At 65.3% G+C, this 25,008-nt stretch carries 23 protein-coding genes and 1 tRNA gene; 16 read left to right on the forward strand and 8 right to left on the reverse strand.

The features are described from left to right. Positions 1-9 precede the first annotated feature (9 nt). The 6 genes from ACUDTM_RS05130 to ACUDTM_RS05155 all read left to right on the forward strand — a co-directional run bounded on the left by ACUDTM_RS05130 (position 10) and on the right by ACUDTM_RS05155 (position 5,002). Positions 10-429, forward strand: coding sequence for an HD domain-containing protein (locus tag ACUDTM_RS05130; RefSeq protein ID WP_005417250.1), 420 nt, complete (start codon positions 10-12; stop codon positions 427-429). Positions 430-556: 127 nt separating this feature from the next. Beyond that, on the forward strand, positions 557-1,768 hold the full coding sequence (locus ACUDTM_RS05135; RefSeq protein WP_445391199.1) for an MFS transporter: 1,212 nt from the start codon (positions 557-559) through the stop codon (positions 1,766-1,768). 150 nt (positions 1,769-1,918) lie between these two features. Next, positions 1,919-2,188: a hypothetical protein gene (locus tag ACUDTM_RS05140; RefSeq protein ID WP_072168098.1), complete on the forward strand. Its 270-nt coding sequence runs from the start codon at positions 1,919-1,921 to the stop codon at positions 2,186-2,188. Positions 2,189-2,312: 124 nt separating this feature from the next. Further along, a complete protein-coding gene (locus ACUDTM_RS05145) occupies positions 2,313-2,558 on the forward strand; it encodes a hypothetical protein (protein ID WP_072168099.1) in 246 nt (81 codons plus the stop codon). Positions 2,559-2,671: 113 nt separating this feature from the next. Further along, complete coding sequence (locus ACUDTM_RS05150; protein ID WP_005417258.1) at positions 2,672-2,920, forward strand: hypothetical protein; 249 nt, start codon at positions 2,672-2,674, stop codon at positions 2,918-2,920. A 378-nt stretch (positions 2,921-3,298) separates the two neighbouring features. After that, positions 3,299-5,002, forward strand: a complete 1,704-nt coding sequence (locus ACUDTM_RS05155) for a hybrid sensor histidine kinase/response regulator (RefSeq protein WP_088497928.1) — start codon at positions 3,299-3,301, stop codon at positions 5,000-5,002. Here ACUDTM_RS05155 and ACUDTM_RS05160 read toward each other — a convergent pair. After that, positions 4,999-6,534 carry an FAD-dependent monooxygenase gene (locus tag ACUDTM_RS05160; protein ID WP_334271444.1) on the reverse strand — a complete coding sequence of 512 codons (1,536 nt, stop codon included), beginning with the start codon at positions 6,532-6,534 and terminating at the stop codon, positions 4,999-5,001. The genes ACUDTM_RS05155 and ACUDTM_RS05160 overlap by 4 nt on opposite strands. A gap of 81 nt (positions 6,535-6,615) precedes the next feature. On the opposite strand from ACUDTM_RS05160, the gene ACUDTM_RS05165 reads away from it, so the two are divergent. After that, entirely contained in the window at positions 6,616-7,260 is a 645-nt protein-coding gene (locus tag ACUDTM_RS05165; protein ID WP_188240845.1) for a TetR/AcrR family transcriptional regulator, read from the forward strand. A gap of 72 nt (positions 7,261-7,332) precedes the next feature. Beyond that, complete coding sequence (locus ACUDTM_RS05170; protein WP_353080307.1) at positions 7,333-9,474, forward strand: TonB-dependent siderophore receptor; 2,142 nt, start codon at positions 7,333-7,335, stop codon at positions 9,472-9,474. Positions 9,475-9,524: 50 nt separating this feature from the next. Here the strand turns inward: ACUDTM_RS05170 and ACUDTM_RS05175 are convergent, their stop codons facing one another. From ACUDTM_RS05175 to ACUDTM_RS05190, 4 genes are all read right to left on the reverse strand, one after another. Beyond that, the gene (locus ACUDTM_RS05175; protein WP_088497910.1) at positions 9,525-10,847 is read right to left on the reverse strand and encodes a Smlt3024 family type IV secretion system effector; all 1,323 of its coding nucleotides are present in this window, start codon (positions 10,845-10,847) and stop codon (positions 9,525-9,527) included. A gap of 31 nt (positions 10,848-10,878) precedes the next feature. Next, the gene (locus tag ACUDTM_RS05180; RefSeq protein WP_072168103.1) at positions 10,879-11,742 is read right to left on the reverse strand and encodes a Smlt3025 familytype IV secretion system inhibitor; all 864 of its coding nucleotides are present in this window, start codon (positions 11,740-11,742) and stop codon (positions 10,879-10,881) included. A gap of 76 nt (positions 11,743-11,818) precedes the next feature. Continuing rightward, positions 11,819-12,226, reverse strand: coding sequence for a hypothetical protein (locus tag ACUDTM_RS05185; protein WP_072168104.1), 408 nt, complete (start codon positions 12,224-12,226; stop codon positions 11,819-11,821). Positions 12,227-12,713: 487 nt separating this feature from the next. Next, positions 12,714-13,061: a winged helix-turn-helix transcriptional regulator gene (locus tag ACUDTM_RS05190; RefSeq protein ID WP_072168105.1), complete on the reverse strand. Its 348-nt coding sequence runs from the start codon at positions 13,059-13,061 to the stop codon at positions 12,714-12,716. A 101-nt stretch (positions 13,062-13,162) separates the two neighbouring features. Here ACUDTM_RS05190 and acuI point away from each other — a divergent pair, with 101 nt between their 5' ends. The 3 genes from acuI (at position 13,163) to ACUDTM_RS05205 (ending at position 17,945) form a co-directional block, all read left to right on the forward strand. After that, positions 13,163-14,152, forward strand: coding sequence for an acrylyl-CoA reductase (NADPH) (gene acuI, locus ACUDTM_RS05195; protein WP_072168106.1), 990 nt, complete (start codon positions 13,163-13,165; stop codon positions 14,150-14,152). 152 nt (positions 14,153-14,304) lie between these two features. Further along, positions 14,305-17,058 (forward strand): UvrD-helicase domain-containing protein, encoded by a 2,754-nt coding sequence (locus ACUDTM_RS05200; protein ID WP_445391468.1) that lies wholly within the window; start codon positions 14,305-14,307, stop codon positions 17,056-17,058. 335 nt (positions 17,059-17,393) lie between these two features. Further along, positions 17,394-17,945: a hypothetical protein gene (locus ACUDTM_RS05205; RefSeq protein ID WP_143592557.1), complete on the forward strand. Its 552-nt coding sequence runs from the start codon at positions 17,394-17,396 to the stop codon at positions 17,943-17,945. A 667-nt stretch (positions 17,946-18,612) separates the two neighbouring features. On the opposite strand, the gene ACUDTM_RS05210 is transcribed toward ACUDTM_RS05205, so the two are convergent. Beyond that, positions 18,613-18,702 (reverse strand) — tRNA-Ser (locus ACUDTM_RS05210). Positions 18,703-18,826: 124 nt separating this feature from the next. On the opposite strand from ACUDTM_RS05210, the gene ACUDTM_RS05215 reads away from it, so the two are divergent. Continuing rightward, positions 18,827-19,900 (forward strand): DUF4241 domain-containing protein, encoded by a 1,074-nt coding sequence (locus ACUDTM_RS05215; protein WP_072168108.1) that lies wholly within the window; start codon positions 18,827-18,829, stop codon positions 19,898-19,900. 52 nt (positions 19,901-19,952) lie between these two features. Here ACUDTM_RS05215 and ACUDTM_RS05220 read toward each other — a convergent pair whose 3' ends face one another. Beyond that, positions 19,953-20,945, reverse strand: coding sequence for a LysR family transcriptional regulator (locus ACUDTM_RS05220; RefSeq protein ID WP_005410175.1), 993 nt, complete (start codon positions 20,943-20,945; stop codon positions 19,953-19,955). 127 nt (positions 20,946-21,072) lie between these two features. Here ACUDTM_RS05220 and ACUDTM_RS05225 point away from each other — a divergent pair, with 127 nt between their 5' ends. Then, positions 21,073-21,660 (forward strand): FMN-dependent NADH-azoreductase, encoded by a 588-nt coding sequence (locus tag ACUDTM_RS05225; RefSeq protein ID WP_088497907.1) that lies wholly within the window; start codon positions 21,073-21,075, stop codon positions 21,658-21,660. A gap of 137 nt (positions 21,661-21,797) precedes the next feature. Continuing rightward, positions 21,798-22,160: a ligand-binding protein SH3 gene (locus ACUDTM_RS05230; RefSeq protein WP_088497906.1), complete on the forward strand. Its 363-nt coding sequence runs from the start codon at positions 21,798-21,800 to the stop codon at positions 22,158-22,160. A gap of 66 nt (positions 22,161-22,226) precedes the next feature. Here ACUDTM_RS05230 and serS read toward each other — a convergent pair whose 3' ends face one another. Beyond that, positions 22,227-23,507, reverse strand: coding sequence for a serine--tRNA ligase (serS, locus tag ACUDTM_RS05235; RefSeq protein ID WP_188240842.1), 1,281 nt, complete (start codon positions 23,505-23,507; stop codon positions 22,227-22,229). Positions 23,508-23,620: 113 nt separating this feature from the next. Here serS and ACUDTM_RS05240 point away from each other — a divergent pair, with 113 nt between their 5' ends. After that, the gene (locus tag ACUDTM_RS05240; protein WP_334271435.1) at positions 23,621-24,259 is read left to right on the forward strand and encodes an energy transducer TonB; all 639 of its coding nucleotides are present in this window, start codon (positions 23,621-23,623) and stop codon (positions 24,257-24,259) included. A 119-nt stretch (positions 24,260-24,378) separates the two neighbouring features. Next, positions 24,379-24,951 (forward strand): energy transducer TonB, encoded by a 573-nt coding sequence (locus ACUDTM_RS05245; protein ID WP_188240841.1) that lies wholly within the window; start codon positions 24,379-24,381, stop codon positions 24,949-24,951. The last annotated feature ends 57 nt before the right edge of the window (positions 24,952-25,008 follow it).

The raw sequence follows: 25,008 nt of genomic DNA on the forward strand, positions 1-25,008 counted from the left end.
GAGACTGCAATGGACTGGGTAGCACTTGCCCGTACGCTGGCCACCGAGGCCCACGCGGGGCAGTTCGACAAGGCCGGCCAGCCTTATATCGGCCATGTGGCGCGGGTGGCGGCCGCCGTGCGCGGCGACGATGACGCCGAAGTGGTGGCCTGGCTGCATGACGTGGCCGAGGACTGCCCGGCGTTTGCCGCGCGGATCGAGGTATTTCCAGCGCCGCTGCGCGAGGCGGTGCAACTGCTCAACCGCGATGCAGCTCCTGACGCGGACAGCTACTACGCGCGCATTGCCGCCCACCCGCTTGCATTGAAAGTGAAGCGCGCCGATCTGGATGACAACGCCGATCCACAGCGGCTGGCGATGCTGGACGGGACCACGGCAGGGCGCCTTCGCGACAAATACGCTCATGCCCGGGCGGCGCTGGGCATCTGAGCCCGCCGCGAGGCGGCGCGGAGGGCCGGCGTGTCACCGATCAAACGCTGATTTACCCTGAGTGCTGCTGCTCCTGTTGCAGTGCAGCAGTACAATGGACGGCTCCCCCGCCCCATCGCGCCTCCGCATGAGCCCCAACTCTTCCCTGGCTGCGCGTCTGACGCCCCGCCAGCGCACCCTGATCATCCTCGCCCTGTCGCTGGGTGGATTTGCCATCGGCACCAGCGAATTCGCCAGCATGGGGCTGATGCTGGAGATCAGCCGCGGCCTGTCGATTTCCGAAACCCAGGTCGGGCACCTGATCAGCGCCTACGCCATCGGCGTGGTGGTCGGTGCCCCGATCCTCGCCTTCGTGGGTGCCAGCTTCCCGCGCCGCAAGCTGCTGTTGGCGCTGATGGGCTTCTACGCGATCGGCAACCTGGCCAGCGCGCTGGCACCGAATTACGGCACGATGCTGGCGGCACGCTTCGTCGCCGGCCTGCCGCACGGCGCCTACTTCGGCGTTGCGATGCTGGTGGCCGCTGCGATCAGTCCTGCCGGCCAGCGCGGCCAGGCGATGTCGCGGGTGCTGCTGGGCCTGTCGATCGCGATCCTGGTCGGCAATCCGTTGACCACCTGGCTGGGCCAGCAGTTGAGCTGGCGCACCGCCTTTGCCCTGGTCAGCGTGCTGGCCATTGCCACGGTGGCGATGATCGCGCGCTCCCTGCTGCCGGACCCGGACGAAGTGCGTACCTCGCCGATGCGCGAACTGCGCGCCTTCAACACTCCCCAGGTGTGGCTGGCGCTGGCGATCGGTGCAGTCGGCTTCGCCGGCATGTTCTGCGTGTTCACCTACCTCGCACCCACCCTGGTGCAGGTCACCGGCGTGGCCGAATCGTGGATGCCGCTGGCAGTGGGCGTGTTCGGCATCGGCGCGATCATCGGCAACATCGCCGGTGGCTGGCTGGTGGACAGGTTCCATTTCAAGGCCGCCGCCGTGGTGCTGCTGTGGTCGATCATGATGCTGCTGCTGTATCCGCTGGCCGCACAGTCGGTCTGGACCATCGGCCCGATGATCATCACGGTCGGCACCATGGGTGCGCTGGCGGCGGTGCTGCAGACGCGACTGATGGATGTGGCCGGCGAAGCGCAGACGCTGGCGGCCGCCTCCAATCACGCCGCCTTCAATACCGCCAACGCACTCGGCCCGTGGCTGGGCGGCATGGCGATCAGCGCCGGCTTCAGCCCGGCCAGCACCGGCTATGTCGGTGCAGCCACCGCGATCGGCGGCCTGCTGCTGTGGTGCGCGGCGGTGATGCTGGACAGGAAGCGCAAGACCGTCGCCGCCGGCAACCACTGAAGAACGGGCGTCCAACCATCGCATCCACAGGTCAACCGTTCGACTGAGCCGGCTTCGTCGCGCTCCTGACGCGCGATGAACACATTTCGTGGATGTGCATTTGGGCACAGTGCAGCCGACGCCGTTTTCTCGGCCTGCACCGGACCCGCAATGCACCACCCTCGCGCCCCTGCCCGCCACGATGCCATCGCCTTGCAGGCCGGCATGCTGGGCAGCGTGCTGGGGGTGGCGTTGTCCAAGGCCATTGCCTTGTCCGCGTTGGCAGCCGGTTCGATGATGGGGATCGGGCTGTGGGTGGTGGCCTGTGCACTGCTGGCTGCGTGGGCGCTCGCAGCCTATCTGGCCTGCCTGGCGCTGAGCCGTCGTGTGTTCGTGCTGATGGTGGCGCTGTGCATGGTGCTGATGATCTGCATCGCCTGACCCAGCAGGGGCCGGACTATCGCGCATTTGTTACAGAATAACAAGTGCAACGGGTCCGATTGTGCATGCCCGGCGTCACGGATTTGAATTCCATGGCCATCCTGGCATTACCCGAGGCCATCCCATGAACCTGCAGCCTTCATTCCGCGCCACCCTCACTGCCATCGCTCTGGCGTCGCTCAGCGCCTGCGCCACCTACGACGACAGTGCCATGCATCCGGCCTGCCAGGAGTCACCCCATCTGAAGGATCTGCCACGCGAGGTCGCTGCCCGCGAGAGCCGTTGCAACAAGGGTGTGGAAGTGTGGTCGAGCGAGCGCGGCGGCAGTGACAAGCCGCTGGACCTGAGCGGAAAGAAAAAGGATCTCTGAAATGGAGCGCTGCCGGTTGCCGCGGCTGTCTTGATCATGTCCATGCACCTGGCTGACTGGCCCATCACAACCGGCGCGCGACGATGGGGTCTCCCCACCCTGTCGAGATTCAGATGCCGGACACTGCCCACCCTGTCATTCGCGCGTTCGAGGCCGTGTTCGATCTGTCAGGGGGCGTGCAGCGCATCACCGCGCTCACGGTCACCTGCCGGCATTGCACATCGACCAGTTCGGCCAGTGAGGACAATCTGGTGCACTTGCCAGGTGGAGCATTGTTCCGCTGCGACGGGTGCGGCTGCCATCAACCGGTCAGCCATGCCCGGCTGTCGGACTGGCAACCGGCGTCGTTGCTGGGTATCTGAGGACCGCAACGTGGCAATGACTGTGGAACAGCGGAAAATACTCCAGGCCATCGCCGCTGCAGAACCGGTGCGCGGTGATGCCGCAACGTGGGCGGTGACCGCCGGATGGGCTGTACAGGCAGAGGACGGGGATATCGATCTCACCGAGGCTGGCCGGGATGCGCTCACCGCGCAGGCAGGTCGTGAGGGCTAGACCCGCCGCTCAGGCCAGCGTCGCCTCCCTTCGCGCTGCGTCGCGATAGCGGCAACCTGCGGAACAAAGGGTACATCGCTGCCACGTCGGCGGCGAAGTGGCGAGGTCTTTCATGTCGGCGGTGTGCAGAGCGTCATGACATGCGCTGGGCTATGCTGCGCCACCTTCCTGCGCCAATGGCGGCCATGCATCCTTTTCCCCTGCCAGTCTCTGCACCTGATCAGCTCGCTTACCGACTGCTGCAGGACAGTGACTGGGCCCGCTCGGCCACTGCCGCAAGCGCACCCGCCGAACTTCGCACGTTGCTGGCGATGATCCTGGATTCGCCAGAACCCCTGTGGCTTGCCTGGGGCAAGGAAGACAAGGCGTTCTTCTTCAATGATGCGTACCTGCCCATGCTGGGGGAAAAACTGCACGGCGCGATGGGCAATCGCCTGGAGGATGTCTGGGCGGACGTATGGCCAGACGTGGTTCAGGCCGTCAACGATGCCTTCGCCGGCACCAGCCGCAGTTTCAAGAACCTGCCACTGATGATGGATCGCGACGGCACGCTGCGTGAAACATTCTGGACGTTCTCCTATTCGCCGCTGCGCGTCGGCTGCGGCAGTGTGGCCGGCATCCTGTGCGTGGTCAGCGAACAGACCGAACGGGTGATCGAGCGCGACCTGCACAGCCGCCAGGTCGCGGCGATCACCGAGCAGGCGCGGGAGGCCCATCTGGAACTGGTGCGCGCCCGCGAGCAGCTGCGCCAGTCGCAGAAGCTGGAGGCGATCGGCCAGCTCACCGGCGGGGTGGCCCACGACTTCAACAACCTGCTGCAGGTCATCACCGGTTCGGTAGACATGCTCCTGCACACGTGGCCGGCAGACGACACCCGGCGCCGCTACATCCAGGCCATTGCAACAGCGTCGGACCGCGCCACCAAGCTGACCGCGCAACTGCTTGCATTCTCGCGTCGCCAGAGCCTGTCGCCGGAGGTCTTCGACCTCTGCGAAAGCGTGCACGCGCTCTCGGATATCATCACCACGGTACTTGGCGCGCGCATCCAGGTGTCGTTGACATTGCCCGATACACCGATGCCGGTACTGCTGGACCGGACCCAGCTGGACACTGCATTGATCAACATCGCGGTCAATGCCCGCGATGCGATCGAGGGACACGGCAGGGTGACCATCCAGGTGGAGCAGGTAACCGCCGTGCCTTCGGTGCGCTTCGCCGCGCCGATGAAGGGCGACTTTGCCGCAATCAGTGTGACCGACACCGGAGCGGGCATCGACCCTGCGGTGGTTGACCGCATTTTCGAGCCCTTCTTCACCACCAAGAGCGTGGGCGCTGGGACCGGACTCGGTCTCAGCCAGGTATTCGGCTTCGTCAAGCAGTCAGAAGGCGAGGTGGACGTGCAGAGCCAGGCCGGCGCCGGCACCCGCTTTACGCTGTACCTGCCGCTGGCGCAGGCAGGAGAAACGACGGAACGGCCGGCGGCGCAATCGGGGCTGCAGCATGGGCATGGCGTCTGCGTGCTGGTGGTGGAAGACAACGTCGACGTGGCCGAATTTGCGGTGGGCGCCCTGCGCGAACTCGACTACAGCGTGGTCCTTGCACGCAATGCGGACGAGGCCCTGGCCGAGCTGGAACGGGATGCCTCGCGCTTCCATGTGGTGTTCAGCGACGTGGTAATGCCGGGCATGAACGGCCTGGATCTGGCCCGTGCCATCCGCGCCCGCTTCCCGGAGCTTCCGGTGATCCTCACCAGCGGCTACAGCGAATTGCTGGCGCGGGATCCTGGCCATGGCTTCACCCTGCTGCGCAAGCCGTACTCATTGAAGCAGCTGGCCTCGGTGATGACCGAGACCGCGCGCCGCGCGCTGGCTGTGGTGGCATCGCCCTAGCCGGTCGCTCCCCGCGGCGGACCGAACCAGCGTTCCAGCGAGGGCGCCAGCCCCGACGCATCGCCGCCGGCATCGCAGGCCCAGGCCACGATACCGTCAGGGCGGACCAGCAACGCACCCAGTCCCATCGCATCGCGCGCCGTGGATATCACGCAGGTAACCGAGCGTTGCCAGCGCGCAAAGACCGGGCCGAGTGAAACGCCGGTATCGAGCCCCAGCAGCACGCCCTTCCCTGCGCGCAGCAGCTCCCCCATGCGATCGCCATTGGCCAGCTGGACGTCAGGCACGCTTTGGCCAACCCACGGATGCTCGCCGTTGAACACCGCTGGTTGTGCCACGCCCCACAGCCGCTCAGCGAGATAGGTGGCACCGTCGCGGGTCGCGGCCAGGTCGGCGAAGACCGCCGCCAGCGCGCGCTGCCCTGGGCCTGGTCGCATCAACGCCACCTGCGCACGCGACCAGTCGAGCACCCGGGCGCCGATCGGATGACGCTCAGCCTGATAGCTGTCCAGCAGCGTCTCGGCGGCGTCGCCTCGCGCCACGGCGGCCAGCTTCCACCCCAGGTTCATCGCATCGCCGATGCCGAGATTCAGGCCCTGACCTCCCAGCGGCGAATGCATGTGCGCCGCATCACCAGCCAACAGCACGCGGCCGCTGCGATAGGCCGTGGCCTGGCGCGCGGCATCGGTCCATGTGGTGGCCAGATGCAACGCGGTGATCGTTGTCTGGCGCCCGGACACCCGCCGCAGCAACGCCTGGGAGGCGTGCAGGTCCAGTGGCCCGCGGTGGCCTGCGCCACCGTCGAAATCGGCCAGCGCCAGCACGCCCGGCGGGTTGAAATTGCACATGCCGTATTCGGTGAACTGACGCCCCGGGGTGAGCACCGACGGATCGGCCAGTTCAACCTGCAGCGTGTACCCGGTGAACTCGGGCGCCGTCCCTGCGAACTCGAAGCCGGAGTGCTTGCGTACCGTGCTGCGGGCGCCGTCGCAACCGACCAGCCATCGCCCCCGCATCAGCCCGCGAGCGGTCTGCACCTCCATCTGTGACTGGTGTGCGTGCACTGCCTGCACCGTACAGCCCCGCTCGATCTGCACACCCAGTGACACTGCGCGCTCGGCCAGCACCGCCTCCAGCGACTGCAGCTCCACCGCCATCTGGGTGGGTACCGGGGTCGGCAGGCGATCACGCCAGCGCCCGCCGTCCACGTCATCCAGGGCGAAAGGAATGCCGGCGAAGTGGCCTCCCAGCGGCCGCGGTTGCGCCAGCCAATGGGCGGTGCCGGGCGGCGGTGCGCCCTTGTCCGGCTTCAGCACCTGGCGGGCCGCGACCGCGTCCAGCAGGCCGCGCCGATCCAGCGCTTCCAGCGTGGGCGCGTTCAAGCCGCGCAGGCCAAAGGGCAGGCGCTTCAGGGCTGAATCGGGCGACTCAGCCTGCTCCAGCAGCAGGACCGAACAGCCGGCCTGGGCCAGCTCGCAGGACAGGAACAGGCCGACCGGGCCGGCCCCGGCAATGACAACGTCGTACAGCATCAGGATCCCCGCTCTGCGCCGGCCCGGCGCTCTGGTGCGCACAATGTTACACTCGGTGTACGTTTACACAAGCCAACCGCCATGACCCCGCCCCAAGGCCGTCGCGAGCAACGCAAGGCACAGACGCGACAGGCAATTTCCGATGTCGCCACCGCGCTGATCATCCAGCGTGGCTTCGAGGCGGTGTCGATGTCCGAGATCGCCGAGGCCGCCGGAGTCTCGCGCAAGACGGTCTTCAACTATTTCGCCAGCAAGGAGGACCTGGTATTCGACCGCGACGAGGAGGCGCGGGCGTTGCTGCGCGAGGGCATGGCGGCGCGCCGCGGCATGACGCCGCTGGCCGCCTTCCAGTCTCTGGTGAGGGAGCTGCTCGACAGCGGCCATCCCCTGTTGCGGATCAATGCCGGTGCAGCGGCCTTCTGGGCCACCGTGGCCGACAGTCCGGTGCTGGTGGCGCACGCGCGACGGCTGCAGGCACTGCTGGCCGACGACCTCACGCTGTTGATGGCAAGCGCGGTCGGGCGGCCAGCGGATGATGCCGAGGCACGCCTGGGTGCGGCGATGCTGCTGGCGTCGATGGTGGCGGCCTATCAGGGAGGACTGGCCAGCCAGCAGGAGGGTGAGGATCCGCGCCAGGCGATGCTGCAGCTGATCGTGCGCGGCGGGACCGGCGTGCTGGTGGCCCTGGCCGGCACTCCGTATACCGACCCGGGCCCGCGTCCATAGTGCATCCGGGGGATAGGCCTCGAAGTACTGCAAATGCTAATCTTTCTCATTTGCAGCCCGGCCTCGTCCCTCATGCCCCTTCCAACCCCGCTCAAGCACGCCCTCTGCCTGGCGCTGCCCCTCTCTCTGGCTGCACCTGCACTGGCTTCCGAGACCTCCACTGACGCCCCGAAGGACCTGGACAAAGTGGAAGTCCGCGGCCGCGCGCAGACCCTGTATCGCGCCAACGATGCAGCCGTCGGCACCCGCACCGATACTCCGCTGGAGCGGGTACCGCAGTCGATCCAGGTCGTGCCACGCGAGCTGATCGACGACCAGGCGGCGCGCCAGGTCACCGATCTGTACCGCAGCATCAGCGGCATCAGCTTCTTCAGCTATGCCGGCGTCACGCTGCGCGGTTTCCGCCAGGAGAACGTGCTCTACGACGGTCTGCGCGGCGATCCGTATGCAGGCTTCTCGGTGCCGCAGCTGTTCAACATCGAACGCGTGGAAGTGCTGAAGGGCCCGGCCGGTGCGCTGTACGGCGGTGGTGATGCGGGCGGCATCATCAACTACGTGACGCGCAAGCCCAAGGCGCGCGCCGAACGCCGCATCGAGCTGCAGGCAGGCGACAAGGACTTCCGCGCCGGATCGATCGAAGGCACCGGCCCGCTGAATGCCAGCGGCAGCATCCGCTATCGCGCCGGCCTGTATGCCGACAGCGAGCAGGGGGTGCGCTGGAACGCCGACAGCGAAAGCGTGATCGGCGATGCATCGCTGGCCTTCGACGTTGGCCAGACCGGCGAACTGGTGCTGCAGTTCACCGACATCACCCAGAACCTGGGCGGCAACCGGCTGCGCGGTGTGCCGGTGAACGATGCCGGCAGCTTCCTGACCGACCGGCGATGGAACCACAACGAGGCCAGTGATTTCCTCGACATGCGCGCCAGGGTTGCACTGGCGCAGTACCGCTTCGCACCGCTCGATACGCTGGACGTGGACATTGCTGCACGCTGGTTCAGCAACAACGAGCACCAGATGTACCACGAACCGATGGGCTTGATCGATCGTGACCGCGATGGCGTAGCCGAATGGATGACGCGCCAGCTGCGCAACCAGATCCGCGACAACGAGGCCTTCACCGCCAGCGGCAATGCCGTCTGGCGGATCAACACCGGCCGTATCGAACACAAGGTGCTGTTCGGCGCCGACGTGTATCAGCTCGACGCCGACTTCACGGCGCAGACCGCCAACAGTGCCGACCTGGCACGCGGCGCCGGCCCGGTGCGCGGCATCGACCTGTTCAACCCGGTCTATGGCGCGAGCACCTGGCATGACTACAACCTGGCCGCCCTGCCCTGGCGCAGCACCGCAACCCGCAGCAAGCGCTACGGCGGCTATCTGCAGGATGAGCTGGCGCTGGGCACGCGCTGGCACGTGCTGGCCGGACTGCGCTGGGATGGCTTCAAGGATGAGGACCGCATGGGTGGCGGCAGCGTGGATGGCAACGATCTCAGCTGGCGCCTGGGCAGTACCTTTACCGTCCGGGACGGCGTGAACCTGTATGCCAACATCGCCAGCGGCTTCGTGCCGCAGAGTGCCACCAACCAGAACCCGGCGGCCGGCGGACCGTTCGACGCGGAGCGCAGCAGGCAATGGGAAGTCGGCCTGAAGTCCCTGCTGGCCGACCGTGTGACCCTGAACATGGCGGCCTACCGCATCGACCGCAGCAACATCGTGCAGGCCACCGGTGAAGTACGGGACGGCGTGAACCAGCTGGCCGCGCTGGGCCTGGTATGCAGTACGGGCATGGAACTGGACCTGCTGGCCGACGTGACCGAGCGCTGGGTGGTGAACCTGACCTACGCCTACAACGACGCACGGGTGAAGGACGCCGGACCGAACGGCATCACCAATGCCTCCGGCGACCGCTTCGCGAATGCGCCACGCAACAAGCTCGGCCTGTGGACGCGCTACGACCTGCCTTCGATCAACTCGGCAATCGGCTTCGGCGCCGACCATGTGGGCGAGCGTGTCAGCCTGGATGGGCAGACGGTCAAGGCATACACGGTATTCGACATGAGCTGGAAGACCACGTGGAAGCAGTGGCAGTTCCAGGCCAACGTCAAGAACCTGTTCGACAAGGTGTACGCGGCCAGCGGCTTCATCGAGCGCAACGGGCATTTCCCGGGCGAGCCGCGGCGGGTGTATGTGCAGGCGGCTTACAGCTTCTGACGAGCCGCTCCTGTGGCGCCGTGCCCACGCCCGGCTCGGCGCTCGCCTGGTCACCCCATGCGTATCGCGTGACTTTCGCGCGCCTGCACATCGATATCCTGCTGGCGCTGCATGGCCGCCTGCTGGCGCTCAAGGCTGGCAGCTTCGATCTGCTGCAGTGATTGTTCAACCGGCATCTGCACCGCAACATCGGTAGGCATGACGGCTCGCAGATGCGCGGGATCGCTCATCTCGCCCTGCACCACGAACACGTTGCGGCCGGCCGGATGCTCGGCGGTCTGCGCGCTCAGCAGGACATGGTCCGCCCGTTCAAGCTGGTTGCGACGGGCCAATGCCATCACGCTCGCCACCAAGCGCTCGCTGTTCTCATCGTGGGTACGTCCCGCGCTGGCATCGATCGCGGCCACGCCTTCGCGCACCTGCTGCATCAGTGCGTAGTCGCGGTGGCCCGGACCAATGTCGGCCAGGCGGGTCGGTGCCTGCGAGGGATCCGGCACGTCGTCCACGGCTGCGGTCAGCGGGCTGCGGGTGATGGTCCGGTACGGGTCGTCCGGGTGGAACTGGGTGCGTTTTTCCTGGCGCTCCAGACGGACCTCGCGCGTGTCGTTGAGTTCGGCGATGCGCGCGGGGTCGGTGATCTCCCGCATCGAGATGTGGCCGCCGCCCGCGCTGACACTGGCCCACTTCCTGTCCGCTTCGAAGTACATCGCGTAGTAGCTGTTGCCACCGATGACGTTCGGATCGACTGCTGAGCGGCCCTCCAGCGCCTGGGTGGCTTCCAGCACGCTCAACCGGGTGAGGTACTGGCCGCCCTTCACCCATCCCATCTGGCTGACGGCATCGACACTGGTGTTGCCTACGCGCGGGCCTCCGGCGTAGTCATTGTTGAGCATGTTGGTCCAGATCTGTTCCAGCTTCTCGGGGCCGCTCTTCTGCTCAGCCGCTTGCAGCAACACGCGCGGCGTCCAGCAGTTAGGATCAAGTTCATGCCGTTCAAATGCCCGGTCGTGAGCCAGCATTACATCCTTGCCGGGGAGATTCAGTGCCAGGTCTGGACGGCGCTCGTTCATCCACTGCTGCCGCAACTCAAGATCTCTTTCGAGCAGGGTCTGCCCAAAGGACTCCCATTGCCGCTCCGTCAACTGTGCATTTGAAAACCGGGATCCCTCGTCCTGCTGGGTCTTTGCGTAGCTTTGTGCATACGCGTTCGCGACGCGTCCCGGCAGGCTGTCATTGCGTACAACACCCAGTGCCAGTGTCCCGTATCCATCGGCTCCCGGCAGTTGCGACAGGTAGTTCCAGTAAAGCTCGCGGTTGCCGTCTCTGGCATAGCTGCCAAGGACGCTCAGATCGCGTTCTGTCAATCCACTCATACCCTGCCCCTTCTCTTCCTTGAATCACCGATCACTTGGACCGGGTGCGCGCGATGACGTCCCTGACGGCCTCTTCCATGCGCTTCCAGTCTTTCAGAAACGCTCTCTTGTAGTCCAGGCTGACGGACAGCTTGTTGTCGATGTCCACGAAGTAATGAACGCAGCCCGCGGCCACTTCCCCTGGCTCACTGATCACCTCGCGCCCCTCCAGCCGCACGCCGTCGCCTCGGAATTCCTCGCCGTCACATTTGATGAATGAGCTGATCCGGCCGTCGCTCTGACGTGCGATGTACCAGTCTCTTTCATAGGCGGGATTGCGCACAGGCGGCTTCCCGTACCGCGCCTCATACTTCTTCGCGTACACCACCATCTTCGCTTCATCGATTGCATGGGGCGTCAGGCCCAAGGTTTCCGGCTGCGCAACGCGTTGATCGAGACGGTCCCTGGGATCCTCCCTTTCCACAGAGCCCTCCTCCGTGATGGCTTCATTTGACGACAGCCTTGAAAGCAGTGTTTCAACGGGAACGCGATCAACATAGTTGATCCGGATGGGAATCTCCTTCCGGAAATCATTCGTACGCGGATTGGCTCGCGCACCCGGCGCCGTCGGCTTCATGTCCGGCCACTCGATGACCAGCGTTACGCCCTCGCCTGGCCATGGTGCGATCTGGCTGTCCAGGTAGTTGGCCGGAATGCGGAAGGTATTCGGCCCGAGCTTCACGTCCACGGGCGCATCGGTATAGGTGTGGCCGTTGATCGTGCGGCCGGTCTGCGTTGCGCCGGACATGGCGGGATTCCTTTCGTGTTCGGTGGACGGTGACCGTGCACATGCGCTGGCGCTCACCGCGACGGCAAGTGCAAGCGTCAGGCAACGGCCGGGGGACATCACGTGCATGGGCATTCCATTGCGGGGTTCCAGCGCCACTATAGGGAACCGGGCGTCAACGGAACAGGAACCGCGTCGCAGCCCTTCACGGCACCAGGCAGCGTTCCACCTGCAGCGACAACGCCTGGCAGGCGTTGAACAGACCTTCGACCACGGCTGCGGAGGGGCAGCAGGCGGGATCGTCGCTCTCCCGCGCCACATGCGCGGCGTGCAGCACCGCAGTCAAAGCCGTGATGCCCGAAACGCTGCGGGTGGCCAGGGCCATGTCGAAGGCGCGGCCGGGGCTCAGGCACATTTCACTCCAGGCCTCGCCATCGGCGCGCAGGTTCCTGCCGTGGCCTTTCAGGTGTGCAAAGAATGCCGATGGGGTGACGAACTCGGCGGATTCGCGGAGCGCGTCCTCCAGCGTTTCGGCCAAGGCAGCGGGAAGATCAAGTACAGCGGCACCCAGCAGCGCGTGCAGGCGGGGATGGTCGGGAAGACGTTCGGGCATGACGGCAACCTCACGTTGTGGCCACCTGCAGATGCAAGGTGGCGGACGGTGCGGGTTGGCGTGCCGGATACGTAGTACGAAAGCCGACGGGCCCTAAGACCCCCACGCACCATCCGCCATGAACTGACAGAAGCTGCATTGTCGTGATCGCAACATACGTTGCAACTACGACGCCTTGTACTACGTAAGTTCGGGACGCCAATCCCGGCCACGGCGAATGCCTTGGCGCGGACATGGTTACCGCCCTGAACCGGCGGTGGAAAGCAGGGAAATCCTGATCGATCACGTCGCTACGTTGGTTGCGTCAGTGGATGTCGAGTTGTCCATTGACTGGCGTTCTTCGCCAGCAGGCGACTACCATCGACGCGTACTTTCCGGACGCCCTATCCAGCCGTATACGACATGCGCGGTCGCGGTGCCAAAGACCCGCCGATGGCTGTAGGCATTCGCGAAACCCACATGCGGCAGGCGCAACGCCCCTCAGCCTTCAGCTATCGCCTTGGGTGCTCTGATAGCCGCGGTAGGTCTCGCCCCACTCGCGCATGGCCAGCAGCACCGGCACCAGCGTGCGACCGAACTCGGACAGCTCGTATTCCACCTTTGGCGGCACTTCCGGATACACGTGGCGGATCACCACGCCATCGGCTTCCAGTTCACGGAGCTGGCTGGTGAGCATGGACTGGGTGGCGTTGGGCACCCGCCGGGTCAATTCCATGAAACGTCGCTTGCGGGTCATCAGGTGAAACAGAATGATCGGCTTCCACACGCCACCGATCACGGACAGCGTGACTTCCACCGCACACCCGCTCTTGCCATCCCAACGCCTGCTACGCATGCATACTCCGGAAAACCATAGTACCTACGGAAAATCATCGTTCTTGTTGCAATAGTGGCACGAGCCTAGCATGGCCCCATTCCATGAATGTGAGGCCATCCATGACGTTCAAAGCCCTGCTGACACGCAAGACGAACAACCAGCTCTCGACCGAGTTGGTCGATTTCGATGAGGCGAATCTGATGGACGGCGACGTCCTGGTGCAGGTCGAGTACTCCACGCTCAACTACAAGGATGCGCTTGCGCTCACCGGCAAGAGTCCGATCATCCGGACATTCCCGCTCATTCCCGGCATCGATCTGGCAGGCGTGGTACTGGAATCCAGCAGGACCGACTTCAAGCCAGGCGACCGCGTCGTACTCAATGGCTGGGACCTGAGCATGGGCCACCACGGCGGCCTGGCCCAGCGCGCCCGCGTACGCGGTGAATGGCTCAACCGGATTCCCGGCAACCTGAGCACCCGCGATGCCATGGCCATCGGCACCGCTGGCTATACCGCGATGCTGTGCGTGCTCGCCCTGGAACATGCCGGCGTGACGCCCGACAAGGGCGATGTGCTGGTAACCGGCGCCAACGGTGGCGTCGGCTCGATCGCGGTGGCAATCCTCTCGAAGCTGGGTTACCGCGTGGTAGCCGCCACCGGACGTCCGGAGCATGCTGAGTATCTGCACAACCTGGGTGCGGCCGAGATCATCGATCGTGCGCAGCTTTCGGAGCCGCGCGAGCGGCCGGTGAGTGCCGAGCGCTGGGCAGGCGTGGTCGATGTGGCCGGCGGCCCCACCCTTGTCAACGCCATCGCCGAGACCAAGTACCGCGGCGCCGTGGCCGCGTGCGGCCTGGCCCAGAGCGACGCTCTGCACGGCTCGGTATTGCCCTTCATCCTGCGCAACGTGACCCTGGCCGGCGTGGATTCGGTGAATGCCCCACAAGAGGTTCGCCAGCGCGCCTGGGATCGGCTTGCAACTGACCTGGACCCGCAGAAGCTGGAAAGTACCGTGCAGCAGATCGGCCTCGCCGAGGTGCTGCATGTCTATGAGCAGATCATCCCCGGCAAGGTGCGCGGCCGCATCGTCGTGGATGTGAACGCCTGACGCCTGTCGTACCGGCGAGGGTGCAATGCCATCGCTGGCTCACGCGCGCGACTGACCGGAAAAACGCAACGTGCCACGCCAAGCCGCCTTATCATGTGGCGGCAAGGGCGCTTTACGCCCGGTCACGTACGCAAGGCAGTATCTGGATGTCTATGGAATGGCGCCCCTCGGGCTGGGGCCAGCGTGTGACCCGCTCGCCGGACTGGCAGTTGCGGCTGGATGGCGAACAGGTCGCGCTTTTGATCGACGGCAGGCAGTACCGCCAGCATGTAGCGAACGAACACAGCGTGCGGGTCGTTCGCGGCGTACTCTGGTCCAGGGTCGAACTGACGACCGAGCGCGGCGAAGCACTGTCTGTGGATGGGCTGCCGAACAGCCAGGGCTCCCGGCTTGCCGCTGCCGTGCAGCACATGCTTTTCGCGCGCTCCAGGCGGGGGCGCAAGGCACAGTTTGAGCACGTTCTGGCGCAGATCCAGGCGTGGCTGGCCGAGGCAGATGCGCTTACCGACCGAGGCACCACCGGCCGCCGCTGGATCACGTACGAACAGCAGCAGGCGTTGCTGGCCGACCGCCCGTCCCTGCCCCTGCCGCCCGCCGAGCTGGAGCAGCTGTTCCTCGACGAGGAGGTGCATGACGACCTGCACTCGGACCGCCACCGCATGGCACTGGACGCACTGCATGACTGGCAGCTGGATTGGCCCGCCCTGTGGGCGGACGCCAATGAGGCAATGGCGACCCGCGAACTGGGTCTGGCCAAGCCCTTCCTGGACCGGGTCGAGAGCAGGCCGCTGACCGAGGAGCAGGCCCGCGCCGTCATCTGCTTCGACAACCGCGTGCAGGTCGTGGCCGCGGCCGGCTCTGGCAAGACCTCCACGATGGTTGCCAAGGCCGCCTATGCCATCGATCGCGGCTTCATGGAGCCCGAACGGATCGTGATGCTCGCCTTCAACAAGGACGCCGCCAAGGAGCTGGAAGAGCGCGCGCAGCGATGCTTCGACCGGCTCGGCATGGGCGACACCGTGGTGGAGGCGCGGACCTTCCACGCCCTGGGCCTGTCCATCATCGCCAAAGCCACAGGGCGCAAGCCGGATATCCCGGAATGGGCGGTCGACGCGACGCTGGGCTTCAACAAGCTGGCCGAACTGGTGGACGACCTGAAGGACCGCTCGACCCACTTCCGCACCCAGTGGGACATGTTCCGCCTGGTGTTCGGGCGCGATCTTCCGCCGTTCGGCGCCGACATGATGGCCGATGGTTACGACCGCGATGGCACGCCCTACATGCGTACCCTGCAGGGCGAGCGGGTGAAGAGCCTGGAAGAGTGCGTCATCGCCGACTGGCTGTTCTACAACGGCGTGGCGTACGACTACGAGCGGCGCTACGAATTCGATACCGCGACGGACACCCACCGCCAGTATCGTCCGGACTTCTACTATCCGTACGCCCAGCTGTATCACGAGCACTTTGCGCTGGATGCCGATGGCCAGCCGCCAAAGCACTTTGCCAACTACAGCGAAGGGATGCACTGGAAGCGGCAGCAGCATGCGGCGCACAGCACCGCACTGGTGGAAACGACGTCGTTCGGCCTGCGCAGTGGACAGGCCCTGCAGGATCTAGCCGAGCGGCTGCGTGCGGCTGGTGTCGAACTCGACCCGAACCCGGACCGCGAGCTGCCCGACCAGGGCGCCAAGCCGATGCCGGATGCAGACCTGATCGGCCTGATGCGCACCTTCATTGCGCATGCCAAGAGCAACTGCCTGACGCTGGATGACATGGCGGCGCGCCTGCGGCAGATGCCCGAGGATCAGTTCAAGGAACGCTACCGGCGCTTCCTGGAGATCGCCGGGCCGGTTTTCCAGGCCTGGGACAACGCGCTGGCTGACGAGCGCAGCATCGACTTCGAGGACATGCTCAACATGGCCGCCGGGCTGCTGGAACAGGGCCACTATGAATCACCCTACGATCTGGTGATGGCCGACGAATTCCAGGATGCCTCGCGCGCCCGTGCGCGCCTCTGCCGTGCCCTGGTCAGCCAACCGGGCCGCCATCTGTTTGCGGTGGGCGATGACTGGCAATCGATCAATCGCTTCGCTGGCGCCGACGTTTCGGTGATGACCGGATTCCGCGAATGGATGGGCCATGGCCAGGTGCTGAAACTGAAGCAGACGTTCCGCTGCCCGCAGGCGCTGTGTGATGTTTCCAGCCGCTTCATCAGCCGCAACCCCGCGCAGATCGCCAAGAAGGTCCGCTCTGCTGCGCCGGCAATGGGTCCGGTGCTGCAGGCGTTCCAGATGAACCGGCGTGAAGAGGTACAGGATGGTGTTCGCCAATACCTTGCGACGCTGCACCAGCAACTGCTGTCAGGTGCAGTGCCGCAGGGCCGCAACGGGCGCGTGACTGTATTCATTCTGGGGCGGTATCGCGCGGACCGCAGCGCGATGCCTTTGGATTGGAAGACGGCCTTTGGCAGCACGATGGAGGTCGAGTTCCTGACCGCCCATCGATCGAAGGGGCGCGAGGCGGACTACGTGATCCTGCCGGGCGTGATCAACCGCAGCTTCCCGAGCCTGCGCGCGGATGACCCGGTGCTTTCGCTGGCAATGCCGGACGGCGATACCTATCCGCTGAGCGAAGAACGGCGCCTGTTCTATGTCGCGCTGACGCGGGCGCGACGATCGGTTGCGATGTTCACCCTGCAGGGCAGGCACTCGCCGTTCCTGGATGAGCTGGTGAAGGAAGGCGCAGTGGAAGTGACCGCGATTTCAGGCACAGCCATCCACGAAGAGCGCTGCCCGGTGTGCAAGGTGGGCGTGTTCGTGGACCGCAATGGGCCGCACGGGGCGTTCCGGTCGTGCTCGAGTTACCCGTTGTGCCATAACAAGCCGAAGGGTGGGCGTCGGGGATGAACACGTGACCTCACCAGCGAGCCAGCAGTTCAAGTATCCAGGGGTCGTAGTCTGTCAGAAACACAAATGCCTCTCCCTGGGCATTCGCGCATGGCGATGAGAGTGACCGCACCCAGCCGGCTGTCTCCCAGTATCACCATGAAACTAGGGCCAAGAATATAGGCACGACCCAGCGAAGATTACGATCAGCGCGGGAAAGTTAAAATGCCAACCAATTTCACAAAATGCGAGCAACCTCGCACAAGCGAGCCCTGCATCGGTGTAGGCAGTGTCTCCAAGTCTCTCGGCATTTGAGTCCAGGAGGTCACTGGCCAGCTGCGAAAACAGCTCGACTGATGCGCCAAATCGAACAAGGGAAAAGTATGGACACTGTAAAGAAATCATCGAAGCCGATTGGAAAGGCCTTGATCGCCCTCGCCATTCTCGTTGCGGTCGCGCCAGGACTAGCGGCCGCCAATCCGATTGCCAGTGAAAGCTCGGCGATTCATGAACGCCAGCTTGAATCTTCCGATGGAAAGAAGTGGATCGTTCGAACCATCCCGACGTCCGATTTCCAAGGCGGTACGGTGATGGTTGAGCAACGTCTGTTCAGAGATGGAAAGGGCGGGCTTGTCTATCGGTTTGACGACCAAAGTCAAGCAACCAAGATCTATCACCAGGCCCTGTGTGAAGCAAAAGACTCTGTCCCCTCAAGAGGGGCAACCACAATCTCCGGAGAGGCAGTGTGGAGTTGGTCCTGCACAAACAGCAAAGCTGATGTCCCCTCTTCGAGCAATGCTCCAATCTCCGCCAGGAGCTCGGACTATCTGTACGCTGTCGCCCCCGAAGGGTACTATCCTGTAGCAAAAATTTTACATCCACTGGCGCTGTTGCTTTTAAGAGTGTAGTCGCGGGAGACATGAAGGCAACGCTCTCCATCGATGATGGAAGATGTACAACGTCGGTGACCGAGCCATATAGCTCACCATTCGAAGGCACACACACAGCGCAAGTGGCGTGTCTGATAAGTGATGCCCGAACTGTGAACACGTCGATGGAAGGATGCATACCGCAGCGGTGTGCTACTGGTAGAGGTTCCCTCAGCGCTGTGCAGTCTCCCTGAATCCACATTCAGATCAGTATTCGTTGGTACGTACAGGCGCAGCAGCTGAGCAACCCAACGCAGAGTAGACACTTGCTGTTCCCCATTACCGTAGACCCTGACGACAATCCCGACGCTCTGGCGAGGGGCGACGGCCATGTCAGGTGCTGAGATCACCTGTTTTGGGGCACTGCCCGGATGCTTGCCGACGCCCGGGCGGTGCCCTGTTTCGTCAGACGGTCAATTCGTAGAGCAGAAGGTTCGGCGCAGCCTCCGTCGCTGCAGGGAGAAGATTGCGCTGCGCCTGTTGTTGGCCGAGGCGACAACTTCCTCTGGATAGAATCCGGGGTGCAAGGCTGGGTTCGGCAGCAGATCGCGCAGAATCGACCTTTGCAGGTGGAAGGGTAAGCGGGCGGGCAGCTAAGGCTGTAGAAGCGAAAAAGCCCCTATTTCCAGGAGCTTTTTGCAAAGACTGGCGGAGAGAGTGGGATTCGAACCCACGGAAGGTTTAACCCTTCGCCGGTTTTCAAGACCGGTGCCTTAAACCGCTCGGCCATCTCTCCAATCGGGTCCCGGTCGCCCGGGCAGCGACGTATTCTCGCACGTGAAGGGCATTTGCCCAAGACCACCTTGCCCCTGCCCTTCGCATCCGGCGCGGTGGGAGCCTTCACCGCACTCGGAGCCGCCATGGCCCATCTCGATCTGGCCAACCTGCGCACCTGCCTGCTGGACGATACACAGCTGGCCGCTGTGGCCCTGCACCGCACCTTCGCGGGGCACCTGCCGGTCAGCAGCGGGCAGCTGGTGGTCTGCGATCCGCTGGTCCAGGCCGAGGCGCCTGCGCTGGCCGACTACACCGCCCCGCTGGGGCGGCACCCGGTCGAAATCATCGTGCACAGCGGCCACCCGGCCCTGGCCGTGGTCTGGTTCAAGCCCCGCGAAGCTCTTACCGCGACCGCCCTGCACTGGCAGATGGCGCGCTGGGCCACCCAGGACCTGACCGGCCTGGATGAGGACAGCTTCATCGGCTATCCGGTCGACGCTGGCATCGGTTGTTTCATGGACACCGACACCCAGCAGGCGCTGCTGGCCCTGATCGAACAGGCCGATGGCGAGGAAGAGAGTGAATGGTCGGATGCACTGATCGACCACGATGGCCTGGACGAAGGCGTCGAATACCGCCCCTGGGGGGAGAACTCGCCGCACGGCCTGGTGGTCTTCACCAGCGGCTGGGGCGACGGTGTCTATCCCAGCTACTGGGGGCTGGATACGTCCGGCATTCCGGTCGCCCTGGTCACCGATTTCCTGTGCATCCAGGGCGGCGATGGGCGCGACGAGCGCGAGATTGCCGACCAGGCCTATCGCGACAACCTGCCCCCTGCGGAAGCCGAGGCGCTGGCGCGGCTGGTGGCTGCGGTAGAAGGAGACGACGCGGAGGCATTGCAGGACCTGCTGAAGGATGCGCCGCAGCGCGCCAACCAGATCGAACCGGGCTGCGGCGGCACCGCCCTGTACGAGGCGATCCGCCTGGACCGCCCGCAGGCATTGCGGGTGCTGTTGCAGGGCGGCGCATTGCCGGCAATGCCCGAACGCCTTCACATGAGCAAGGTGACCGGCTATCTGGACTATGCGCGCTTCCTGAAGAAGCCGCGCAGCGCGGAACTGATGGCGGTGCTGGAAGCGCCCGTCGTTGCGGCCGAACCGCCACCGGCCGCAGCGCGACGCCGCAGCTTCTGGGACCGGCTGTTCGGCCGGAACTGATCGTCGGAAAACAGCAACGCCGGGCATGGCCCGGCGCTACCGTTCAGCGCTCTCAGCCGGCATCCACCGCCAGCGCACCCAGTGCACTGGCCTTGATTCGCTCCTTGGCCTTCTCACAGGCGCCACCGCAATCCAGGCGCGAGGCCTCCAGCTGCGGCGGCAGGTGCTCGGCCAGGAAGTCGATGAACACGCGCACCGCCGGCAGCAGGCCGCGGCGCGAAGCGAACACGGCGTGGCACACGCCCTGCGGCAGCGACCAGTCCGGCAGCACCACTTCCAGCTCGCCGTTGCGCACGGCGTCGGCGCACACGGTCTCCGGCAGCATGGTGATGCCGAAACCGTCCTTCACCATGCTCTGCAGCAGCGGGAAGTCGAAACCGGCCACGCGCGGCTGCAAGTCGACCCGGCGCACTTCGCCTTCCGGGCCATGCAGTTCCCAGCGCTGGCGTGCTTCGTCTTCGCTGATGCTGAGGGTGACGTGCTGGGTGAGCTCTTCCGGGTCCTTGGGGCGTCCGGCGCGGTCCAGGTACTTCGGGCTGGCCACCAGCAGTTCCTGCACCTGGCCGAAGCTGCGCATCACCAGGCTGCCGTCGTCGTCCAGGCGCGAACGCACGCGCAGGGCGACGTCGTAGCCTTCATTGATGATATCCACGCGGCGGTTGCTGATGTTCAGCTGCAGCCGCACCTTCGGGTACTGCTCAAGGAACTTGGGCAGCAGCTTGGGAAGCTGCATCTGCGCCAGTGACACCGGCACGCTGGCGCGCACCACGCCGCGCGGCTCCGCGCTGAGGCGGTCCACCACTTCGCGGGCGGCCTGGGCCTCGGCCAGCATCGTCTGCGCATGGCGATGCACGCTGGTGCCGACATCGGTGACCGCGAAACGGCGCGTGGAGCGCTGCAGCAGGCGTACGCCCAGGTCGGTTTCCAGCTGGCTGATGCGGCGGCTCAGGCGCGACTTGGGAATACCCAGTGCGCGCTCGGCGGCGGCGAATCCGCCGTGGTCGACCACCATCGCGAAGTAGTACAGGTCATTCAGGTCATGCATACCCGAGTTCCATATCTAGAACAATACGTGGCATTCAATCACCTTTATTCCGCCTTTGCAACAACCTATCGTTCTCTCCGTCGGCGGGGCCACCCCGCCCCTTCCTCCCAGAACACAGGTGACTGCCATGAAGCTTCTGCATCTCGACGCCAGCGTGCTTGGCGACAACTCCGTCTCGCGCCAGCTGTCGGCCGCCGTGGTCGCCCGCTTCGCCAGCCAGATCGATGACCTGCAGGTCGATTATCGCGATCTTGACGCCAATCCGGTACCGCATCTGAGCAGCAGCTCGCTGGCCAGGACCGACGCGGCCGAGGCGACCGATGCTGAACAGGTGATGCAGCAGTTCCTGGACGCCGACATCGTGGTGATCGGCGCGCCGATGTACAACTTCAGCATTCCGTCCACGCTGAAGGCCTGGATCGACCGCGTGGCCGTGGCCGGCCGCACCTTCAAGTACACCGAGAACGGCCCGGTGGGCCTGGCCGGTGGCAAGCGGGTGATCATCGCCAGCAGCCGTGGCGGCATCTACACCGACTCGCCGGCCGACTTCCAGGAGCCGTTCCTGCGCCAGGTGTTCGCCTTCATGGGCATCAACGAGGTCGAATTCGTGCGCGCCGAGGGCATCGCCTATTCGCCGCAGCACCGTGAAGACGCCATTGCCGGTGCACTGGCGGCACTGCCGTCGCACGAAGCGGCCGAAGCCGTCGCTGCGTAACGCGTTCCAACGTTCGGCGCTCCTCTCTCCTCGTCTGGGCGCTGAACGCGGGCCGGGATCCCCTCCCCCATCCCGGCCCACCCTGGCGGCCCCGCTATGCGGGGCCGTTTTCTTTTGCGACGCGCTAGGCTGGGGCCATGAACTACATCGTGACGGCTGCGCACCGCAGCGAATTTCCGCACCCGATCACCCTGCGCCGTGGCCAGGCGCTGGTGGTGGGCGAACGTTATGAAGGCCCGGAGGGCTGGGAAGACTGGTTCCTGTGCCAAGCCGAAGGGCAGCAGCCCGGTTTCGTGCCGGCGCCGGTGATCGGTCGCGATGCGCAGGATGACGCCTATGCCACGGAGGATTACTGCGCGCGGGAGCTGGATGTGGATCCCGGGCAGATCTTGCGCGGGCTGCGCACCCTCAATGGCTGGGCGTGGTGCGTGCCGGAGACCGGCGAACCGGGATGGGTACCGCTGGAGAAGCTGCGGGCCATAAAGGAGAGCCGAGCATAGGCTCGGCTCTACATGGATCTGTAGCGCCCGAGCCTACGCTCGGGCGGCGGCGCAAAGCGCCGGCTGTCAGGCGATCGTTTCCAGGCCGCCCATATACGGGCGCAGGGCCTCCGGCACGGTGATGCTGCCGTCGGCGTTCTGGTAGTTCTCCATCACCGCGATCATCGCACGGCCAACCGCCACGCCCGAGCCGTTCAGGGTATGCACCAGCTCCGGCTTGCCGGTGGCCGGGTTGCGCCAGCGCGCCTGCATGCGGCGGGCCTGGAAATCACCACAGTTCGAGCACGAGGAGATCTCGCGGTAGGTCTCCTGCGACGGCAGCCAGACTTCCAGATCGTAGGTCTTCACCGCCGAGAAGCCCATGTCGCCGGTGCACAGCAGCACCTTGCGGTACGGCAGGCCCAGCTTTTCCAGCACCACTTCGGCACAGCGGGTCATGCGCTGGTGCTCGGCGTCGCTGTCTTCCGGGCGGCTGATCGAGACCAGCTCGACCTTCTCGAACTGGTGCTGGCGGATCATGCCGCGCACGTCGCGGCCGCCGCTGCCGGCTTCGGCACGGAAGCACATCGAGTGAGCGGTCATGCGCAGCGGCAGACGCTCGGCGTCGACGATCTCGTCGCGCACGATGTTGGTCAGCGGCACTTCCGAGGTCGGGATCAGATAACGCGTGGAGTCGCCCACGGCGGTCTTGAACAGGTCGTCCTCGAACTTCGGCAGCTGGCTGGTGCCGCGCAGCGAGTCAGCATTGACCAGCAGCGGTACGTTGGTTTCCTCGTAACCGTGCTCGCCGGTGTGCAGGTCGACCATGAACTGGGCCAGGGCGCGGTGCAGGCGCGCGATCGGGCCGCGCAGGACGGTGAAGCGCGAACCGGACAGTTTGGCCGCGGTCTCGCCGTCCAGCCAGCCATTGCGGGCGCCCAGTTCGACGTGGTCAAGCACGTTGAAGTCGAACTGGCGCGGAGTACCCCAGCGCGCCTGCTCGACGTTGTCGTTCTCGTCAGCACCGGCTGGCACGTCATCGGCCGGCAGGTTCGGGATCCCCATCGAGATCGCTTCGATCTTCTCGCGCAGCTCGTCCAGCGCCACCTCCGAGGCCTTCAGCTCGTCGGCGAAGGCGGCAACTTCAGCCATGATGGCCGACACGTCCTCGCCCTTGGCCTTGGCCTGGCCGATGGCCTTGGAACGGCTGTTGCGCAGGCTCTGCAGCTCCTGGGTCCGCACCTGGATGCGCTTGCGATCGGCCTCCAGGGACTCCAAGGCAGACACGTCGAGCTCGAAGCCGCGGCTGGCGCGCAGGCGTTCGGCGAGGTCGGCGGGCTGGTGGCGGAGCAGGGCTGGATCAAGCATGGCAGGTGTCGTGGTGGGTATCAGGGATGGGATTATCGCTTGTTATACGGATTTCTGCCGCCCGGTTCATTCCCGCCGTGGCAGAATCGGGGCATTCCGTACTGGTCCGGTCCATGTCTGCACCCCGCTCGTCGTCCGCCAAGTCGTTTACCGTGCATATCCCGCGCAACGCCCTGAAGATCGCGGGCATCGCCTTCGGCGTGGGCGTGCTGCTGTTCGTGCTGGTCTGGTTCACCGGTCGCGACAAGGAATTCTTCCGCGCCGACCCGGCCGCACAGACCCCGCAGGAGACGGCGCAGGTGGAACCGCTGCCCGAACCGCTGGCGGCGGCCGCCGGTTCCAGCGACATGCCCGATGCCAAGCCGGCCCCGGTCGAAGAGGAAGCCCCGAAGCTGGTCGAAACCCCGCCGCCACCGCCGGCGCCCGTCGCCGAAGCGGCCCCGGCCGCACCGGCTCCCGCGCCGGCTGCCACGGGCAACAGCCAGCCGATGCCGATTGCCGGCCAGTCGCCACCGCCGTCCTATCCCCCCGCCGCCCTGCGCGCCGGTGAAACCGGTACGGTGGTCGTACGCGTGGACGTGGATGCCACCGGCTATCCGAACAATGCCACGGTGATCCAGCGCAGCGGCTCACGCGAGCTCGACCGTGCCGCGACCGATGCGGTGCGCCGCTGGCGCTTCACCCCGGCACAGAGCAACGGCCAGGCCGTACCGGGCAGCATTGAAGTGCCGTTCGACTTCAAGACCCAGTAACTGAACGTTTCCCGGCAGGCAAACTGAACCCTGCCGGTTGCGTTGACGCAACGCTGACACTTCCCGCCACTGGCCCGCGCAACACTCTCCCCGTCGTCCATTGACGGAAGGAGTTTGCGATGACCGCCACCACCCACGAAGACCTTCATTCGCCGCAGCAACAGCAGGACGCCAGCGAACAGCACAAGCCCACGTCGCCCTGGATGTGGATCGCGCTGATCGTGGCGATGTTTGCCGCCGCACTGCTCTGGCTGCGTCACTCGAACCAGGAAGACGTGGCGCCGGCACCGGTCGGCGAGCGCATGCTGCCCGCGCCCGAGCAGGCGCCGGTCGCCGACGTACAGCAGCCTGCGGCACGCCAGGCCGCAGCGGCCGGCAACCAGCGCAAGGCGACCCCTGCCGTACGCAATCGCGAGGCGCGCCCGCTGGCGGGCAACAGCAAGCCGACCTACCCCGCTGCCGCGCTGCGCAATGGCGTGCAGGGCAGCGTGATCGCCAGCCTGAATGTCGATGCCCGCGGCCAAGTGACCAATGCTGCGATTGTTTCGCGCAGCGGCGAGCGCAGCCGTGACCTGGATCGTGCGGTGCTGAGCACCGTGCAGAACTGGAAGTTCCAGCCGGCGATGCATGAAGGCCGTGCAGTGGCCAGTGTGGTGCGGGTCCCGGTGGATTTCCGTACCGGACAGCGTTGATCGCGGACGAGGGGTTCGTGATGTTTAGACGGAGGCTTCGGCCTCCGTCCTTTTATG

The sequence above is a fragment of the Stenotrophomonas maltophilia group sp. vghtpe118 genome, from assembly GCF_052605195.1.

Bases quoted from the DNA above. Each gene is read 5' to 3' on its own strand.
- ACUDTM_RS05130 (WP_005417250.1), top strand. From the start codon at position 10: ATGGACTGGGTAGCACTTGCCCGTACGCTGGCCACCGAGGCCCACGCG.
- ACUDTM_RS05135 (WP_445391199.1), top strand. From the start codon at position 557: ATGAGCCCCAACTCTTCCCTGGCTGCGCGTCTGACGCCCCGCCAGCGC.
- ACUDTM_RS05140 (WP_072168098.1), top strand. From the start codon at position 1,919: ATGCACCACCCTCGCGCCCCTGCCCGCCACGATGCCATCGCCTTGCAG.
- ACUDTM_RS05145 (WP_072168099.1), top strand. From the start codon at position 2,313: ATGAACCTGCAGCCTTCATTCCGCGCCACCCTCACTGCCATCGCTCTG.
- ACUDTM_RS05150 (WP_005417258.1), top strand. From the start codon at position 2,672: ATGCCGGACACTGCCCACCCTGTCATTCGCGCGTTCGAGGCCGTGTTC.
- ACUDTM_RS05155 (WP_088497928.1), top strand. From the start codon at position 3,299: ATGCATCCTTTTCCCCTGCCAGTCTCTGCACCTGATCAGCTCGCTTAC.
- ACUDTM_RS05160 (WP_334271444.1), bottom strand. From the start codon at position 6,534: ATGCTGTACGACGTTGTCATTGCCGGGGCCGGCCCGGTCGGCCTGTTC.
- ACUDTM_RS05165 (WP_188240845.1), top strand. From the start codon at position 6,616: ATGACCCCGCCCCAAGGCCGTCGCGAGCAACGCAAGGCACAGACGCGA.
- ACUDTM_RS05170 (WP_353080307.1), top strand. From the start codon at position 7,333: ATGCCCCTTCCAACCCCGCTCAAGCACGCCCTCTGCCTGGCGCTGCCC.
- ACUDTM_RS05175 (WP_088497910.1), bottom strand. From the start codon at position 10,847: ATGAGTGGATTGACAGAACGCGATCTGAGCGTCCTTGGCAGCTATGCC.
- ACUDTM_RS05180 (WP_072168103.1), bottom strand. From the start codon at position 11,742: ATGCACGTGATGTCCCCCGGCCGTTGCCTGACGCTTGCACTTGCCGTC.
- ACUDTM_RS05185 (WP_072168104.1), bottom strand. From the start codon at position 12,226: ATGCCCGAACGTCTTCCCGACCATCCCCGCCTGCACGCGCTGCTGGGT.
- ACUDTM_RS05190 (WP_072168105.1), bottom strand. From the start codon at position 13,061: ATGCGTAGCAGGCGTTGGGATGGCAAGAGCGGGTGTGCGGTGGAAGTC.
- acuI (WP_072168106.1), top strand. From the start codon at position 13,163: ATGACGTTCAAAGCCCTGCTGACACGCAAGACGAACAACCAGCTCTCG.
- ACUDTM_RS05200 (WP_445391468.1), top strand. From the start codon at position 14,305: ATGGAATGGCGCCCCTCGGGCTGGGGCCAGCGTGTGACCCGCTCGCCG.
- ACUDTM_RS05205 (WP_143592557.1), top strand. From the start codon at position 17,394: ATGCGCCAAATCGAACAAGGGAAAAGTATGGACACTGTAAAGAAATCA.
- ACUDTM_RS05215 (WP_072168108.1), top strand. From the start codon at position 18,827: ATGGCCCATCTCGATCTGGCCAACCTGCGCACCTGCCTGCTGGACGAT.
- ACUDTM_RS05220 (WP_005410175.1), bottom strand. From the start codon at position 20,945: ATGCATGACCTGAATGACCTGTACTACTTCGCGATGGTGGTCGACCAC.
- ACUDTM_RS05225 (WP_088497907.1), top strand. From the start codon at position 21,073: ATGAAGCTTCTGCATCTCGACGCCAGCGTGCTTGGCGACAACTCCGTC.
- ACUDTM_RS05230 (WP_088497906.1), top strand. From the start codon at position 21,798: ATGAACTACATCGTGACGGCTGCGCACCGCAGCGAATTTCCGCACCCG.
- serS (WP_188240842.1), bottom strand. From the start codon at position 23,507: ATGCTTGATCCAGCCCTGCTCCGCCACCAGCCCGCCGACCTCGCCGAA.
- ACUDTM_RS05240 (WP_334271435.1), top strand. From the start codon at position 23,621: ATGTCTGCACCCCGCTCGTCGTCCGCCAAGTCGTTTACCGTGCATATC.
- ACUDTM_RS05245 (WP_188240841.1), top strand. From the start codon at position 24,379: ATGACCGCCACCACCCACGAAGACCTTCATTCGCCGCAGCAACAGCAG.